At 65.3% G+C, this 15,907-nt stretch carries 12 protein-coding genes; 1 reads left to right on the top strand and 11 read right to left on the bottom strand.

The genetic code is table 11. The annotated features are described in order from the left end of the window. Positions 1-35: 35 nt before the first annotated feature. The 11 genes from hpf to BJ6T_RS03420 form a co-directional block, all read right to left on the bottom strand. Positions 36-635: a ribosome hibernation-promoting factor, HPF/YfiA family gene (hpf, locus tag BJ6T_RS03470; RefSeq protein WP_014490899.1), complete on the bottom strand. Its 600-nt coding sequence runs from the start codon at positions 633-635 to the stop codon at positions 36-38. Positions 636-719: 84 nt separating this feature from the next. Continuing rightward, a complete protein-coding gene (rpoN, locus tag BJ6T_RS03465; RefSeq protein ID WP_014490898.1) occupies positions 720-2,333 on the bottom strand; it encodes an RNA polymerase factor sigma-54 in 1,614 nt (537 codons plus the stop codon). 89 nt (positions 2,334-2,422) lie between these two features. Beyond that, entirely contained in the window at positions 2,423-3,433 is a 1,011-nt protein-coding gene (lptB, locus tag BJ6T_RS03460; RefSeq protein ID WP_014490897.1) for an LPS export ABC transporter ATP-binding protein, read from the bottom strand. Positions 3,434-3,679: 246 nt separating this feature from the next. Then, the gene (locus BJ6T_RS03455; RefSeq protein WP_014490896.1) at positions 3,680-4,396 is read right to left on the bottom strand and encodes an LptA/OstA family protein; all 717 of its coding nucleotides are present in this window, start codon (positions 4,394-4,396) and stop codon (positions 3,680-3,682) included. A 5-nt stretch (positions 4,397-4,401) separates the two neighbouring features. After that, positions 4,402-5,133 carry an LPS export ABC transporter periplasmic protein LptC gene (lptC, locus tag BJ6T_RS03450; RefSeq protein WP_028169711.1) on the bottom strand — a complete coding sequence of 244 codons (732 nt, stop codon included), beginning with the start codon at positions 5,131-5,133 and terminating at the stop codon, positions 4,402-4,404. 145 nt (positions 5,134-5,278) lie between these two features. Next, a complete protein-coding gene (locus BJ6T_RS03445) occupies positions 5,279-5,893 on the bottom strand; it encodes a ribonuclease D (protein ID WP_014490894.1) in 615 nt (204 codons plus the stop codon). Positions 5,894-6,010: 117 nt separating this feature from the next. Next, the gene (locus BJ6T_RS03440) at positions 6,011-7,333 is read right to left on the bottom strand and encodes a UbiA family prenyltransferase (protein WP_014490893.1); all 1,323 of its coding nucleotides are present in this window, start codon (positions 7,331-7,333) and stop codon (positions 6,011-6,013) included. A gap of 101 nt (positions 7,334-7,434) precedes the next feature. Next, positions 7,435-8,118 carry a tail fiber domain-containing protein gene (locus tag BJ6T_RS03435; protein WP_014490892.1) on the bottom strand — a complete coding sequence of 228 codons (684 nt, stop codon included), beginning with the start codon at positions 8,116-8,118 and terminating at the stop codon, positions 7,435-7,437. Next, positions 8,115-9,344, bottom strand: a complete 1,230-nt coding sequence (locus tag BJ6T_RS03430; RefSeq protein WP_141378753.1) for a hypothetical protein — start codon at positions 9,342-9,344, stop codon at positions 8,115-8,117. Before BJ6T_RS03430 ends, BJ6T_RS03435 begins: the two co-directional genes overlap by 4 nt. Before the next feature lie 369 nt (positions 9,345-9,713). Beyond that, positions 9,714-10,157 carry a hypothetical protein gene (locus BJ6T_RS03425; protein WP_014490890.1) on the bottom strand — a complete coding sequence of 148 codons (444 nt, stop codon included), beginning with the start codon at positions 10,155-10,157 and terminating at the stop codon, positions 9,714-9,716. A 120-nt stretch (positions 10,158-10,277) separates the two neighbouring features. Then, positions 10,278-11,699, bottom strand: coding sequence for a YadA family autotransporter adhesin (locus tag BJ6T_RS03420; protein WP_014490889.1), 1,422 nt, complete (start codon positions 11,697-11,699; stop codon positions 10,278-10,280). A gap of 210 nt (positions 11,700-11,909) precedes the next feature. Here BJ6T_RS03420 and BJ6T_RS03415 point away from each other — a divergent pair, with 210 nt between their 5' ends. Then, complete coding sequence (locus tag BJ6T_RS03415; protein WP_014490888.1) at positions 11,910-15,902, top strand: ATP-binding protein; 3,993 nt, start codon at positions 11,910-11,912, stop codon at positions 15,900-15,902. Positions 15,903-15,907 lie beyond the last annotated feature (5 nt).

The following is a 15,907-nucleotide window of genomic DNA, read 5'->3' as shown; positions in this document are numbered from 1 at the left end:
AGGGCTGCGGTTGGTACGGGGGCCGGTTCCGGCCCTTAACCGTCCGGTTTGGCCCCCGGCGGGTCGATCCAGCCGACATTGCCGTCGGCCCGGCGGTAAATGATGTTCACCCGGCCGCTGGAGCCGTGCTGGAATACCAGGCAGGGCGCTCCGCTGAGGTCCAGCTCCATCACGGCCTCGCTCACCGACAGCTGTTTCAGCGAGGTGGTGGCCTCGGCGATGATGACGGGGCTGTAGCCGGTGATTTCGTCCTCATCCTCACCCTCGCCCGGCGCCTCCAGCACGTAGCTCGTGGCATCGAGGGCGGCGAGAGCGGCGGAGGCGACATGGGCCTTGCGGGCCGAGCGGTCCTTGAGCCGACTCTTGTAGCGCTTGAGCCGCTTCTCGATCATCAGGAGCGCTTGGTCGGCGCTGGCATAGGCATCCGGCGCGTTCGAATCGGCCTCCAGCGTAATTCCCGTATCAAGATGCAGGGCACAGTCGGTGCGGAAGCCGAAGCCATCCTTGCTCAGGGTGATGTGGCCGGAATAGTTCCCGTCGAAATATTTACGCAGGACCTCGTCGGTCCGATCGGTCACGCGGCCGCGCAGGGCGTCGCCGACGCTGACGCTCTTTCCCGAGATTCTGAGGGTCATGTGATGCCTCGCTTGGTTTTAAATGCCCAGCTTGGATCGGTCTCGATGGGGGATCGAGAGTAGCCCGATTTCGCGCCAGCGCAATCAGGCCGGCTCGGTGTTGCGGGAGCGATCGGGCATTGCGGTGGAGAGGACGTTACCAAGAGCGCTCTGCTTGTCACGGCGGCGTTGTACCGACGAGGGAATGCGCATGGCTTCGCGATACTTCGCGACCGTGCGGCGGGCAATATCAATTCCCGAGGCGCGTAAGCGTTCCACGATGGTGTCATCCGACAGGATCGCCGCCGGCGCTTCCGAATCGATCAGCTGCTTGATGTGGTGGCGCACGGCCTCGGCGGAATGCGCCTCGCCGCCGTCGGCGGAGGCGATCGAGGCCGTGAAGAAATATTTCAATTCGAATGTGCCGCGATTTGTCGCCATGTACTTGTTGGCGGTGACGCGCGACACCGTGGATTCATGCATCTGGATGGCGTCGGCCACGGCCTTCAGATTCAGCGGCCGCAGATGCGCCACGCCGTGGGTGAAGAAGCCGTCCTGCTGGCGCACGATTTCCGTTGCAACTTTCAGGATGGTGCGGGCCCGCTGATCGAGCGCGCGCACCAGCCAGGTCGCGTTCTGGAGCGCGTCGGTGAAATAGGACTTGTCGCCGTCCTTGCCGATCTTCTTCGACAGCTCGGAATAATAGGTCTGGTTGACCAGCACGCGCGGCAAGGTGTCGCTGTTGAGCTCGACATGCCAGCCGCCATCCGGGCCCGGGCGGACATAGACGTCGGGCACCATGGTCTGGAGCCGCGCCGAGCCGAACTTCATGCCGGGCTTGGGATTGAGGCGGCGGATCTCGCCGATCATGTCGGCGATGTCCTCGTCGTCGACGCCGCAGAGCTTGCGCAACGAAGCGATGTCGCGCTTCGCCAGCAGATCGAGGTGCTCGACGAGGGCCTGCATCGCCGGGTCGTAGCGGTCGAGCTCGCGGAGCTGGATCGCCAGGCATTCGCTCAAATTGCGCGCGCAGACGCCGGGCGGATCGAATTTTTGCAGCACGGCAAGGACGTCCTCGACGTCGGCTTGCGATGCGCCAAGGCGCTCGGCGGCCTGGCCGAGATCCGGCGGCAGATAGCCGGCCTCGTCGACGAGGTCGATCAGGTACTGGCCGATCATGCGCTGCGCCGGGCCGGTGAAGGCGACCGACAGCTGCTCGGCAAGATGGTCACCGAGCGTGATCTCCGCGGCGACGAAGGCTTCGAGATTGTAATCCTCGTCGCCGGAGGCGCCGCCGCCCCATTCGGTATAGGTGGTCGGCGCCGCATCCTGGGCGTTGCGCGCGGCGGCCTCGGCCGGTTCCTCGGAGAAGACGTTGTCCAGGCCCGTGTCCAGGGTCTGCTCGATCTCGGCGCGGGTGCCGAGATCCTTGCTCATCCATTCTTCCTGGCCCGGCTCGAACGCCTCGCCCGGACCGCCGCCCGGCTCGTCGTTGTGCCTCCCGTCGGAATCGCTGAACTGGCCGGTCTCGGCCGGGGCTTCACCCGCGGGGGCCTCGTCGTTGGCCCGCTCCAGCAGGGGGTTCCGCTCGAGTTCCTCTTCCACGAAGGTCGTGAGATCGAGATTGGACAATTGCAGCAGCTTGATCGCCTGCATCAGCTGCGGCGTCATGACCAGCGACTGCGATTGCCGGAACTCTAATCTCTGCGTGAGCGCCATGAAGCAAGAACCGATCCCAAAAGTTGGTCCGATTTTTGCTTATCCTAGTCCAAGCCCGATGTACACGGCTTGACGAACGCGAAAAAGGGCTAGAGGCGGAATTCCTCGCCAAGGTAAAGCCGGCGAACGTCGGGATCGGCGACGATCTCATCCGGGCTGCCCTCGGTCAAGATTTCACCGGCATAGACGATATAGGCGCGATCGGTCAGGCCGAGCGTCTCGCGCACATTGTGGTCGGTGATCAGCACGCCGATGCCGCGGTTGGTGAGATGGCGGACGAGGTCCTGAATGTCGCCGACCGCGATCGGATCGATGCCCGCGAAAGGCTCGTCGAGCAGCATGTAGTTCGGACGCGTCGCCAGCGCGCGCGCAATCTCGACGCGGCGGCGCTCGCCGCCCGACAGCGCGATCGACGGCGATTTCCGCAAGCGCGTGATGTTGAATTCGTCGAGCAGCGAATCGAGCTGCTGCTCGCGCTTCTTGCGCGAGGGCTCGACCACTTCGAGCACCGCGCGGATGTTCTGCTCGACGGTGAGGCCGCGAAAGATCGAGGCTTCCTGCGGCAGATAGCCGATGCCGAGCCGCGCGCGCTGATACATCGGCAGCTTGGTGACGTCGTGGCCGTCAAGCTCGATCGCGCCGCGATCGGGCTTGATCAGGCCGGTGATCATGTAGAACACGGTGGTCTTGCCGGCGCCGTTCGGGCCGAGCAGGCCGACGGCTTCGCCGCGGCGCACATAGATGCTGACGCCGCGCACCACCTGGCGGCTGCCGAAACTCTTTTCCACGCTATGCACAGCCAGGAAGCCCGGCCGCTTCAGCAGCTGCGGCCCGCCGGCGCCGTTGGGCCTGCTGGCGGCCCTCACGGGATGCACCGCCTGGGCACGCGGCGGCTCGGTCTGGTAATCGGCTTGGTAGTCGGCCTGGAAATGGTCGGGCGCGCGCATCGGCTGGTCACGGCCGATCGGCGATGCATCGCGCACCGGGCTGGGCACGAGACCGCCGACGCTGTCACCGAGGACGGTGATGTCCTGGCGCGCAAATCCTGGCCGGCCGCGCTTGGCGGGGCGCCGACGGAACATGCTGAAGAGATCGACCATCCCGCCTTCTAGCCTTTCACGACAATCCTGCGCGATGATCCGCGCGTGATCCCGCCATCTGCCGCACCGGCCTTGCGATTCGCCGGCACAGCATGAGTGAAGGGATGTCTCATGCCCAGTGAAACACGCCCGAAAAGCGGCGAACCCCGCTTGGAATGCCCTTCGCGCTAGATACAGCCTCGCCGGGCAAGCTTCAACCTCGGATCCGGAGCATCTGGCCCAAGCACTTGAAGTTACTTCAGGAATTTACTTTTGCTTGCCTGCGCCCGGCAATTGCATCGGCGGCGCCGCAGCGGGCTTGCCCGGGCTCCCCGATCCGCAATCATTGCTGCCGCCCTGCGGCAGCAATGCCTGCACCCTGCCGCTGTCGGATTCCACCCGCGAGACGCCCGTGGTCATGTCGACCGCCAGACGGTCGCCGCGCAACACGTTCTTGCACTGCGTGAGGACGACGCCGCCGAGCATGGTGATGAGGTTGGTCTTGGTGTCGAACACGGCGGTCTCGCCGGTCACCACCTGGTCCTTCTGGGTGACGACCACATTGCCGCGCGCCTCCAGCCGCTTGATCGAGGAACTGCCGCCCGGGCCCGGCGTCGCCGACTGCATCGGGGCCGCCTTCGCCCCTTTCGCAGGTGCAGGCTGCGGCGTGGCCGGCTTGTCCCCGCCCGAATCGTAAAACACCACGAGCGTCTTCGACGTCATGGTGGTGTCGCCCTGGATGACCTTCACATTGCCGGAGAAGGTCGCCTCCTTCTTCTTGTCGCGCATCTCGAGCGAGGCCGCTTCGATCTGGATCGGCTGGTCGCGGTTTTGCGAAAAGCCCTGCATCGCGTTGGGCACGCCTTGCATCGTGCTCTGCGCGACGGCCGCACCGGTTGCGACCAGCGCGACACCGACGGCGAGCGCAGCCGCACCGAGAATGGCGCACCGCTTGTCTTCGTTGCGCGAAAAGAATCCCATCATGAAAATCACTTTGAATTGGCAGACTTGTTCTGAGGCGTGCGTGTCTTCACAGGCGGCGCGGGCTGCTCGGCCGGTGCAGGCTGGGCGACGGCGGGGTCATCCAGCTTGTCCAGATGCATCACCACATTGCCCTCGAAGCGGATGACCTCACCGCCTTCCGTGATCCGCAGCCGGTCGGCGGTCAGCGTGCCGTTGGTCAGCTTGACGTCGACATGCTCATCCGAGGAGACCGTTCCCTTGCCCATGTCGACGAAGGCCGAGTCCAGCCGTGCCTCGTAGCCGGTCGAGGTGCGCAGGAAGATATCCTTGCGCAGGTCGAGCTGCTGCTGCTTGTTGTCGAAGCGGCCGGTGCGGGCATCGAGCAGCAAAGTCGATTTGTCTTCCATCAGCACCTTCGCGCGCAAATCGTTGAGATCGACATGATCAGGATCGGTGATGTCCTGCGTCGCGGTCTTGGCCCAGAGCTCGTAGGGCCGCTGGTCCGGCGTGAAGCCCGCCAGATGCGGCGATTCCATCGTGATCTTGGTGCCTGTCACCACGAGATTTCCGGAGTCGAGCTTCACGGGGATCTGGAAGGGATTGAGGAAGGTCGAGACGGCGACGATCGCCGCCATGGACGCAGCCACCGTCACCGGCACCGCGATGCGCAGAATCCGCACCAGGCGGCTGTGGCGCGCCGCGTTGGCAAACTTCGCCGCAAGCGCGGCGTCGTAGGTTGGATTCTGGGCCGAATTCACCTGAGCTCCCGAGGTGTCGCTCGTCTCGTCCGGTTGAGGGCGCACGCCATTGTATCCGGCGCCGCCTGAACATGCAGCCTGCGACAGGCCGCACGAAAGTGTCCGAAACGGGGCGGCAGCCCTAAGCTAACAGCGGCCGGAGGCCTCAGGAATGCGCGAAAATGTCCTCTTCCGCCCAGCCCTGGAGGTCGAGCAGGGCGCGGGTCGGCAGGAAGTCGAAACAGGCTTTTGCCAGCGCGGTGCGGCCTTCCCGCACCAGCATGGCGTCGAGCCGCTCGCGCAGGGCATGAAGGTGCAGCACGTCGGAGGCGGCGTAGGCGAGCTGCGGCTCGGTCAGGCTGTCGGAACCCCAGTCGCTGGACTGTTGCTGCTTGGAGAGGTCGACATTGAGCACCTCGCGCACGAGGTCCTTGAGGCCATGCCGGTCGGTGTAGGTGCGGGTCAGGCGGGAGGCAATCTTGGTGCAATAAATCGGGCCGGTCATGACGCCAAACGTCTCGTACAGCACCGCGACGTCGAACCGCGCGAAATGGAAGATTTTCGTGATCGCGGGATTGGCCAGCAGGGCCTTCAGGTTCGGCGCGTCGGTGTGGCCTTTGGGGATCTGCACGACGTCGGCGCTGCCGTCGCCGGGCGAGAGCTGCACCACGCAGAGCCGGTCGCGGTGCGGGTTCAGCCCCATGGTCTCGGTGTCGATCGCCACCGCTCCGGTGTAGCGGGACAGGTCGGGCAGGTCGCCGCGATGCAGGCGTACGGTCATGGCGTTTCAAAACCTCAATCGAATTGGTCGGTCGGCATCATAGGCTAATCGGATTGCCCGCGATGTAGCCACTGGCGGCGGGCCGCGCAAGCGGCAGCTGGTCCCGCCGGGGCGCGGTCAGATCGCCGCCAGCATGATGCAGATCATCGCCGCCACCGTCGCGCGGCTGGCACCATCGCGAAAAGTGTAGAGAATCGGATCGTCGGGCATCTCGCGGCGATGCGCCATCATCAGGGCGCGGCCGAACCAGTAGAGCAGCAGCGGGTTGAGCAGCCACAGCATCCAGGGACGGCTGTACAGCGGCGTCACCGCCGAGGAGGAGACGTAGAGCGAGAACACGGTCACCGCGTTCATGGCACTCGCCGCCGCCATCGCGCCGATGATGTGCAGGTCGGTGATCCTGTAATCGCGGTTGGAGGGATCGGCAAGACCGGCGCTCTCGCGCATGCTGAGCTCGCTGAAGCGCTTGATCAGCGCCAGCGAGGTGAACACGAACAGCGAGAAGATCAAGAGCCATTCCGACAGCACCACGCCGACGCCGACCGCGCCGGCGATGATGCGCAGCGTGTAGAGGCCGGCGAGCGTCACGACGTCGACCAGCATCTTGCGCTTGAGCGCGAGCGAATAGGCGATGGTGGTGGCGAGATAGCCGCCGAGCACGCCAAGGAACAAGGGCGAGATGCAGAGGCTGGCGGCAACCGCGAGCAGCCACAGCGCGGGGATCGCCAGCAGCGCGGACGAGATCGGCAGGGTGCCGGCCGCGAGCGCGCGATGCCGTTTGGTCGGATGCTGGCGGTCGGCTGCGAGATCCAGCAGATCGTTCATCAGATAGGCGCCCGACGCACAGGCCGAGAACGCCGCGAACGCCAGCAGCGCGTAGCCGAGCGTCGGGAGGTTCATCTGATGCGCTGTGATCGCGGGCACGAACACCAGCGTGTTCTTGGCGTATTGATAGACCCGCAGCGCCTTCGTCCAGGTCTTCAGGCCGGGGTGGCGGCTGTCACGGGTCTCGATGCGATCGATCGCGCCGCGATCGAATGGAAGCTCGCCCGCCGCGAGATCGGCCGGCGTCACGACGCCGTCGAAACCGAGATGCGCGGCGATGCCCGCCGCATGGCCCGCAAGGCGGCCCGCGACCAGATAGATTTTTTCGCCACGCGCGCGCGCCGCCAGCGCCTGGTTCAGCACGTCGGAATCATAGGGCAGGTGGGCGTAGTCGATGTCGGCCTGCGCCAGCACATCCGTGAGTGCCGCCATGCCCGGCCGTCCGCCCGCCCCGAACCGCGCCAGCAGGCGGGCCGGGCTCGAGAACAGCGCCTCCATCAGGAGTTCGGACCGCAGCAGGGCGCCTTCGAGATCGATGACCAGCGTCCGCGCAGCCGCCGCCGTGACCGACGACGTCGGGGCGCCAGACTCGTACTGCCAGGCAGGCTGCTCCATCCGAAAACGCTCGACTGACCGCAAATTGACTGACCGGCCCGAAGGCCGGGGAGCAAGGAAAGGGATGGTCGAAAGCCTAGCGGGCATTCGCTAAGGGCGGCTTAATTCGGGGATGAAAGAGCGGCCGAAAGCGGATGCAAAGCACCTGCAGATATGACGAAAACCGCAATCTTGTTAGGGAGATATGATGGGGATAGCGTTGAGCCGCCTTCCTCACTCCAGGTGCGGAACTGCAGTCCGAGCAGATCGTAGCGGACGCGAAGATAGCCGTCGGGGCCGTGCACCACTGCATCCGGCGCGATCCGCTCAACCTCCTGGGCCATCACACCGACATAGAAAGTGTCGTCCCAGAGATAGCGAAACCGGTAGAAGCAGATGCCGCTGTCGAGACATCCGAGCCGGAAGATGTCGCGCTTGAGCCGCCGGTCAGACGTCACGGGCGGAGGCGGCGTTGGCGGCACTGTCGGAACCACCGCCGGCACGGGCTGCGGCGGAGGTGGTCCATATTTGTCGTAGGACCTCTCGATTGATCTCGGGGTGTTTGTGTCCTGGCCGTCGCCACGGCTCTGTGAGACCGGCGCGCCGGTATACGAAAGCTTGGGTTGCGAGAAGATGATCGCCCGCTGGCGCAGCGACCCGGCGAGACCGCCGTTGACGCATGCACCACTGGCGTTCCTCCCTTCGGGGCAGTTCGCTTGCGCCAGCACCGCACCGGACGCCAGGATATCGCCGATCAACGCCGCAACGAGAACGAGGCCGCTCAGTCCGATCACGACGCGTGTCAAAATCTCACACTCCCGCCAAACGTTGCGATCCATCCGCGAACGCTCAGGTCGGGCGTCAGCGCGGTCAAGTTCTCATTGATCCAGAAGCGCTCCGCACTCGCCTTCAGGGACATCCCTTCTCGGATCGCGTATTGCACCGAACCTCCGGTCCCCATGCGGGCCTTTGCCGGAATGAACTGCTGCGTGACCGGACTGTAGGAATTCTGGTCGCGCCGCATGAAGTTGACCATCGGCGCAATCGTCCACCCGCCGACCGCGAAACTGTGCTCGAGACGGTATCGATACACGGCGCTGTTGGAAAGAAACGACTCGGGAATGATCTTCATCAGGTCCGGATCGAGGACCCTGTTCTTCTCGGCGTTGGTCCACGACGCCGTGAAAGTCGTGCTCGACGATTGGGTCCATGCGTATCCGGCCGTTCCGGACAGCGTGTAGCGGTCGCCGAGCGCATAGGACGAGATGTGATCCAGGTAGGTCGCGGTCTCCCGGGCGTAGGACGCCGAAACCAGCAACGTCAGATTTGCCAGCTGGTAACCGAGAGACGCAGTCTGCGCCGCCACCCGTCCCGGCCCCACCAATGTGGTTGCCTGCGGCTCTGTGCTTGCGGGATCAAGCAGCGCTTCCATGCGATATGCGCCGCGCCATGTATAGCCGGAGCTGAGCGTCACGATGAGTTGCTCCCCGATGGGCAGGTTAACGCCGACAGTCGGCCCGATGTTCAAACCCTCGCCAAAGGTTGCGAGGTCGACGATGTCCTGATCCATCCGCGCATTCGCCGCGCTGCCATAGAGAGCCGTCGTCCCCGAGGGAAGGTTGACGCTCATGGAGACAAACGGCTGAATTCCGGGAATGCCGAGATAGGTTGCTGTCCCCGATACGACCGTATCGGTCGTGGTCGTGACGCTGCCGGTCAGCCCGGGCGTCGACTGCCGCGACCAGACATAGCCGCCCCGGCCCAGCAGATCGACTTTCACGTTTTCGAGCGGTTGCCCGCTCGCCTGAATCGTCAAGGGTGCATAGACCTGTGTACCGGCGCCCGCCGCCGTCGAGCCGCTGGCAGGGAAACCTCGCGTACCGCTCCAGCTGGAATAGCGCAGATCCTGATCGACGCTCAGCGACCAGTTCGGCTCGGCGGCATGCGCGACCGAGGAAACCACAAAGCAGGCCATGGCCGCGCGCGCGCGCTTCCATCCGTCTCGAGCATGATGGCAGAGGCGCCCGCGCATGATGGACTGATATGACACGCAGTTGGAGAAGACTGACGGCAGCGAGATCGCGGATTCATGGCGACCTCGCAACCGGGCCCGCAATCAGGCCGTTGTCACGGCTTCTTTCCGGACGTGGATGCCGGCGGCTTCGGGGGCGCCGGAGTGGGCTTCGGCGGCGGCGGGATGTTCTTCCGTACCGCCGCGTCGCCCAGCGACGGAGAATTCCTGTAAGCCATGACCGGGGCGGCACTGACCGCTGCTAACAACGCCGCGGCGATCATCATTCGATACATCATGATCCTCTGGTTCCTTTTCCAAATCCGTCAGATAACGATGCAGAATTCCAGCCGATGACGGTCGCGGCTGTGAATCTGTCGGCGAGGCGACTCATTGCGGCCTCTTCTGCGCGGTCGCGGCCGGCTTCACCGGCGTCGCCTGTGCCTGCACGGATGCAGCCTCGGGCGTGGCGATGGCTACTGCGAACAGGCGCCATTGCCCGGCTACAACCTGGAAGGTGAGATCGAACTTGATCTGCTGCGGCTGGGTCGGAATGTAACCTGCAAGGCGCAGCAATCCCCGTTGATCGAGTGCGGGCGTGTCGATGAATTGCGGCGCCAGCAACCCCGCACCGTAGAGATCGAAATTGCGGCGCCGCAGGTCGAGAAAGTTCAGCCCGAGATCCGCGGCCGTGTTGCGCGCCTGGAAATCCGGCGCAGCGAGATCGCGCAGTACCGTGTAATTGCCGGTGCGGTTGGCATCGTTGAGCGAGAGCAGCGTCGAGCGGATCAGATAGAGCGCCTGCTCCAACGAGACCGGCAGCGACGGCTGCACGGAGACGGCCGCCGGCGCGGGCGCAGAGGCAGGCGCCTTCTGTTGAGCTGTCGCCCTGTCGTTCCCGCAAGACAGCAGCAGCAAGACAATAAGAGCACGCGCGATCCCTGACATCGGCCGTCACCAGCCGACGCGCATTCCGACGCGTCCGCCCAATCCGCCGCCATTGGTGCCGTAGGTCAGGCCGCCGCTGGCCTGCACGTGCTCGCTGACGCGCAGCGCTGCGCTCATGGACAGCGCGTTGGTGTTCTGGAACGTGCCCCAGTTCGCGGTCACCGCGATCTTCTCGGACGGCATCAGCCACGGCGAGCCGGACATCGCGAAGGCCATCGCGACGCCGTTGATCGCCTTGCTGGTCCTGCCGTCGAGCTCGGTGAGATGCGCATTGATGCCTGCGAGCTGATTGTTGATGCCGGCGATGTCCCCGGAGCTGGCAAGCCCCAGCGCAGCCAGCGACGTCGAGGCGAGATTGCCGGAGGCGTCAGTGGTGACGAGTTGGGTCGGTCCGGACTGCGCCGCCGTGCTCGCGGCCGAGGCGATGCCGGCCATCGTATAGGTATTGGTCGCGGTGCCGAAGACCTGCTGGTTCGCGCGCGTCGCGGTGGCGCCATTTCCGATCGCAGTTGAGTTCGCGAAGGTCGCCGACGCCTGATTGCCCAGAGCCGACGAATTCGCACCGGTGGCGGTGCTACCGTTGCCCACCGCGGTATTTGCGGTGCCGTTTCCGCTCGCGTTTGCGTTCAAGCCCATCGCAACGTTCGCACTGCCGATGCCGTTTGCCAGGGCGCCAGCCCCGCTCGCGGTGTTTCCGGAATTGGCGCCACTCGCGTTGGAAAGATAACCGTTCGCCGCGTTGAAGCTGCTGGCGCCACTGGCATTGGCGCCGTCGCCAGTCGCAACGTTCCGGCTTCCGGCGCCGCTTGCGTTGGCGTTCAAGCCGGTCGCAACGTTGGAGCTGACATTGCCGCTGGCGTTGGCGTTGGTCCCGGACGCAATGTTGTTGCTGGTGTTGCCGGTGGCATTGGCGCTCGACCCCGTCGCAACATTGGCGCTGCCGTCGCCAATGGCATGGGCGCTGGACCCGGTCGCAACGTTCTTGCTGCCGTCACCGCTGGCGAGGGCGTCAAAGCCGCTCGCGGTGTTGGAGCTGCTGTTGCCGTTGGCGAGAGCTTCGCCTGTCGCGACGTTGAAGCTGCTGTTGCCGCTGGCATTGGCGTTGTCCCCGACCGCGGTATTGACGCTGCTGTTGCCGCTGGCATTGGCGAGGCCGACGGCGATATTGCCGCTGACATTGCCGCTGGCGTTGGCGCCGACCCCGAGCGCGCTGTTGTTGCTGCCTGTGCCGGTCGCATTGGCGGTGGGTCCGCAGGCAAAATTGCCGCCCGACCCGGTCGCCGTCGCACCTTGTGCGGAGGCGGCCGTATCGACGCACACGAACTGGGCGCGGGCTTGCGGCGCGCCGGCGCCGATCATGATCGCGGCAGCGACGACGGTTGCAATGAAGGCGGCTACGCGCGTCCGGAGTACGACTGAAATATTCATGCTTAATCCCCCAACCATCTCCCCAATCCGCCATTGGGAGTGCGCACCGCGGGGGAGTTCTAGGCGGACCGCCGTCAATGTCGGCGTCAGTCCAGCGTGACAGCAGCGTGACTCTTGCTGGCGACACATTCAAACTACGTCAAAGCGTGTAAGGTGTGCTTCCGAGGCCACAATCGCCGTGCCCGGTTTTTCGTTGGGATGAGAGACTACGTGCCGCTTCCGAGATTTGGTCTTTCGCTGTTCGGGCGCTTTGAGCTGACGACACATGACGGCGTGGTTTCGTTGCCGGGCCGGAAGCTTGCGGGATTGCTGGCCTATCTGGCCTGCACCGCGCCGCGCCGCCAACCGCGCGAAAAGCTCGCGAACCTGCTGTGGGGTTCGCATTTCGAGACCCAGGCGCGGCAGAACCTGCGCCAGAGCCTGGTGCGGCTACGCCGGATTCTCGGGCAGGACTCCATTCTAAGCGACGATAATGACGTCTGGCTCGCGCCCGGCTTGATCGATTGCGATGCGGCCCGCTTCGAGACGTTGATCGTCGAGGGCAGCCGCGCGTCGCTGGCCGCGGCCGCCGATCTCTACCGCAATCCGCTGCTGACGGATTTGAACATCGAAGAAGACGCGTGGTCGGAATGGCGCGACCAGCAGCGGGAGCGGCTGGATGGCCTCGCGGTCGATTCCATGGTCAGGCACGGCCAGCACGCGCTGCAATCCGGACATGCGGAATCCGCGCTCAGGAATGCCAACCGGGCCATCGCTGTGAATGCCTTGCGTGAAGACGCTCATCGACTGGTCATCCAGGCGCTCAACGCCACCGGACGCAAGGCCGAAGCACTGAAACGCTATCAGGATCTCGTCGCGCTGCTCAAGCGCGAGCTGAATACCGAGCCCGACGCGGTTACCCAGGCGCTCGTCGCGGAACTTCGCAGCGCCAAACCATCCGGTGCCGCGCGGACGAACGGGCCCCTGAATGGCGTTCACCCGCGGGAGACCGAAATAGCCGTCGCGGAACACGACGACGATGCACCGCCTTCGGGATCGCTCCGCCCGGGCGGCCGCCAGCAGCGCCAGTTGACGATCATGGCCTGCCATCTGATCGGCGCGATGACACTGTCCGCGGAGCGCGACCCCGAAGATATCCACGACCAGATCATCGCCTTCCATCAGGTCGCAGCCAGGATCGCGGCGCAATTCCAGGGCTTCGTCGCCCAGCACCAGGGCAATGGAGTCCTGATCTATTTTGGTTATCCCGCGGCCCGCGAGCACGATGCCGAACGCGCCGTACGCGCGGGCCTCGCCATCGTCGACGCGGTCCGCACCTTGGAGGCAACGGCCGGTACGGCACCGCGTGCGAGCGTGGGGATTGCAACGGGGCTCGTCGTGATCGGCGAAAAGCCCGGGCCCGGCGATCTGCGCCAGCACGTTGCGATCGGCGAGACGCCGGACCTGGCGACGCGGCTGCAGAGCGCGGCTGGACCGGGCGAGGTTGCGATCGCGGCGAGCACGCGGCGGCTGCTCGGGCAATTGTTCGACACGCACGCGCTTCCGGATATCGCGGTCAAGGGACTACGAGAACCTGTGTCCGCGTGGCAGGTGCTTGGCGAGGCCAAGGGCGTCAGCCGTTTCGATGCGCGGCGCGCCGATGCATTGTCCGCGCTTGTCGGCCGCCAGGAGGAGATCGAGCTGCTGCTGCGCCGCTGGAATCAGGTGAAATCCGGCGCGGGCCGCGTGGTGCTGATCTCGGGCGAGCCCGGAATCGGCAAGTCGCGTATCGTCGAGAGCGTGCTGGCGAGGCTCGAGGACGAGCAACACAGCCGCTTGCGCTATCATTGCTCGCCGCATCATACACACAGCGCGCTCTACCCGTTCATCACCCAGCTCGAACGTACCGCCAATTTCGAGCCCGGGAGCAGCGCCGGCGCACGCATCGACAGGCTGGAATCCCTGCTCGCAGCCGCAACGAAGAATCTGCCCCGCGATGTCGCGCTGATCGCCGAGCTTCTCGGCGTGCCCTCGGACGGACGGGTTCCGGTCCTGGCAATCAGCCCGCAGGAGAAGCGGGAGACGACTCTCAACGCACTGCTCAGTCAGCTTTCAGCCGGGACCGCGCAGGCGCCCGGGCTGATCGTGATCGAGGACGCCCACTGGATCGACCCGACATCGCTTGATCTGCTCGACGCGATCGCGGCTCGCGCCGCAAATCTGCCGCTGCTGCTGCTCGTCACCGTCAGGACGGAATTCCAGTCCAACTTTCAGCCTTCCTGGATCGGCCAGCCGCATGTGACGTTGCTGCCGCTCAGCCGTCTCGGCCGCAGCGACAGCATTGGCATCATCGACGACGTCGCGGGGGACAAGCCTCTCCCCGAGGCCGTCGTCGAGCAGATCCTGGCGCGCACCGATGGTATCCCGCTGTTCATCGAGGAGCTGACCCGCACGCTGTTCGAGCAGGAGCTATCGCGCGAGGCGTCAGGTCCCGATGGGCCGGATGGACCGCAGCCGTCACTCGCCATTCCCGCGACGTTGCAGGCCTCGCTGGCCGCTCGCCTCGATCTGCTGGGCGCGGTGAAGGACGTCGCCTCGATCGGCGCGGCGATCGGGCGGGAGTTCTCGTACGAGTTGATCGCCGCAATCTCGGCGCTGCTCCCTGCGGATCTGGACGCCGCCCTTGAACGGCTGACGGCCTCCGGCCTCGTCAGCCGCCGTGGCTCGCCACCGCAGGCGAGCTACACGTTCAAGCACGCGCTGGTGCAGGATGCTGCCTATGTCACGATGTTGAGAAGCCGCAGGCAGCAATTGCATGCCGATATCGCCAAAATCCTCATCGAGAACTTCCCGGCGCTGGCCGAAAGCCAACCCGAGATCGTGGCCCATCATTTCACCGAGGCCGGGCGTGCCCGCGAGGCGACCGACCACTGGATCAACGCGGGGCGGCTCGCGCATGCGCGATGGGCCAATCGCGAAGCGGCCAGTTTCTTCGAGCGGGCGCTGCGCGGCCTCGAGACGCTGCCGCAGGCCCGGGACACGATGGAGCAGGCCATCGATCTCAGGTTCGACCTGAAGACCTCGCTGTTTCCGCTCGGCCAGTTCGCGCGCATCGTCGGCTATCTTCGCGAGGCCGAAGCACTGGCGAGACGTCTCGACGATCCAGGTCGGCTTTGCCTCGCGTCCGTTCACATGTGCCAGACGCTCAGCCTGAGCGGCCATCCGCAGGACGCTGTCAAGTTCGGACGGGACGCCCATCTTCTCGCAGAAGAGCTGGGCGAACTTTCGCTCCGGGTCTCGGCATCGCTGTTTCTCGGACTCGCCTGCTTCTCGACGCTGCACTACGGCGAGTCGGAATCTCATTACCTCAACGTGCTGAAGCTGCTCGACGGCGAGGCCAGCCTCCAGCAATTTTCCCTCGCCGGATTTCCGGCGGTCACCGCCCACGGTTTTCTCGCCCGCATCTACGCCGACCATGGCAAGTTCGCGCGCGGAATCGCTCACGGCGAGGAAGGCATCCGCCTCGCCGAGGCGGTCGATCACCCCTACAGCCTCGGCATCGTCAGCTGGTGTTTTGCCGATCTGCTCGCGTCCAGGGGCGAGCTGAGCCGCGCAGTCGTGGTGCTGGAGCGCGGACTGGCGGTGGCGCGCGAGTGGAACCTGCCATTCCTCGTCGCAGGCAATTCCGGCAGCCTCGGCCACGCTTATTCCCTGCTGGGGCGAACGGCTGAAGGCCTGCCGCTGATGGAGCTGGCGCTTGGGGCCTTCGAGAAGATGGGGCATCGATTTGCCCAGGCGCTGTTCCTGTCGCCTCTGGCGGAAGCGTACCTGCTCGCGGGCCGGCAGGCGGATGCTCTCAGGGCTGCCGGGCGGGCGCTGACGCTGGCCCGTGAAAACGGCCAGCGCAGCGGCGAGGCGGCCGCCCTGCGCCTCCTGGGCGAAGCTTCCAGCGGCGACAGCTCCCCGGACCAGGCCGAAGGTCACTACAGGGCGGCGCTCGCACTCGCCGATGAACTCGATCTCCGCCCGCTCGCCGCGCGCTGCCATCACGGCCTCGGACAACTGTATCTGCATGCGGGACGTCCGGATCAGGGTCGCGACGAGCTCATCACCGCGACGACGATGTACCGCGAGATGGAGATGCGATTCTGGCTGGCGCAGGCCGAAGCGGAGTTGAGCGGACTGCCGGACTCGCTGTTGCATGGATCCCACAACCCGGCGTGAGCTTC

It is taken from the genome of Bradyrhizobium japonicum USDA 6, assembly GCF_000284375.1.
Classification (GTDB): Bacteria; Pseudomonadota; Alphaproteobacteria; order Rhizobiales; family Xanthobacteraceae; genus Bradyrhizobium; species Bradyrhizobium japonicum.
This window is presented reverse-complemented; position numbering and strand designations above follow the sequence as displayed.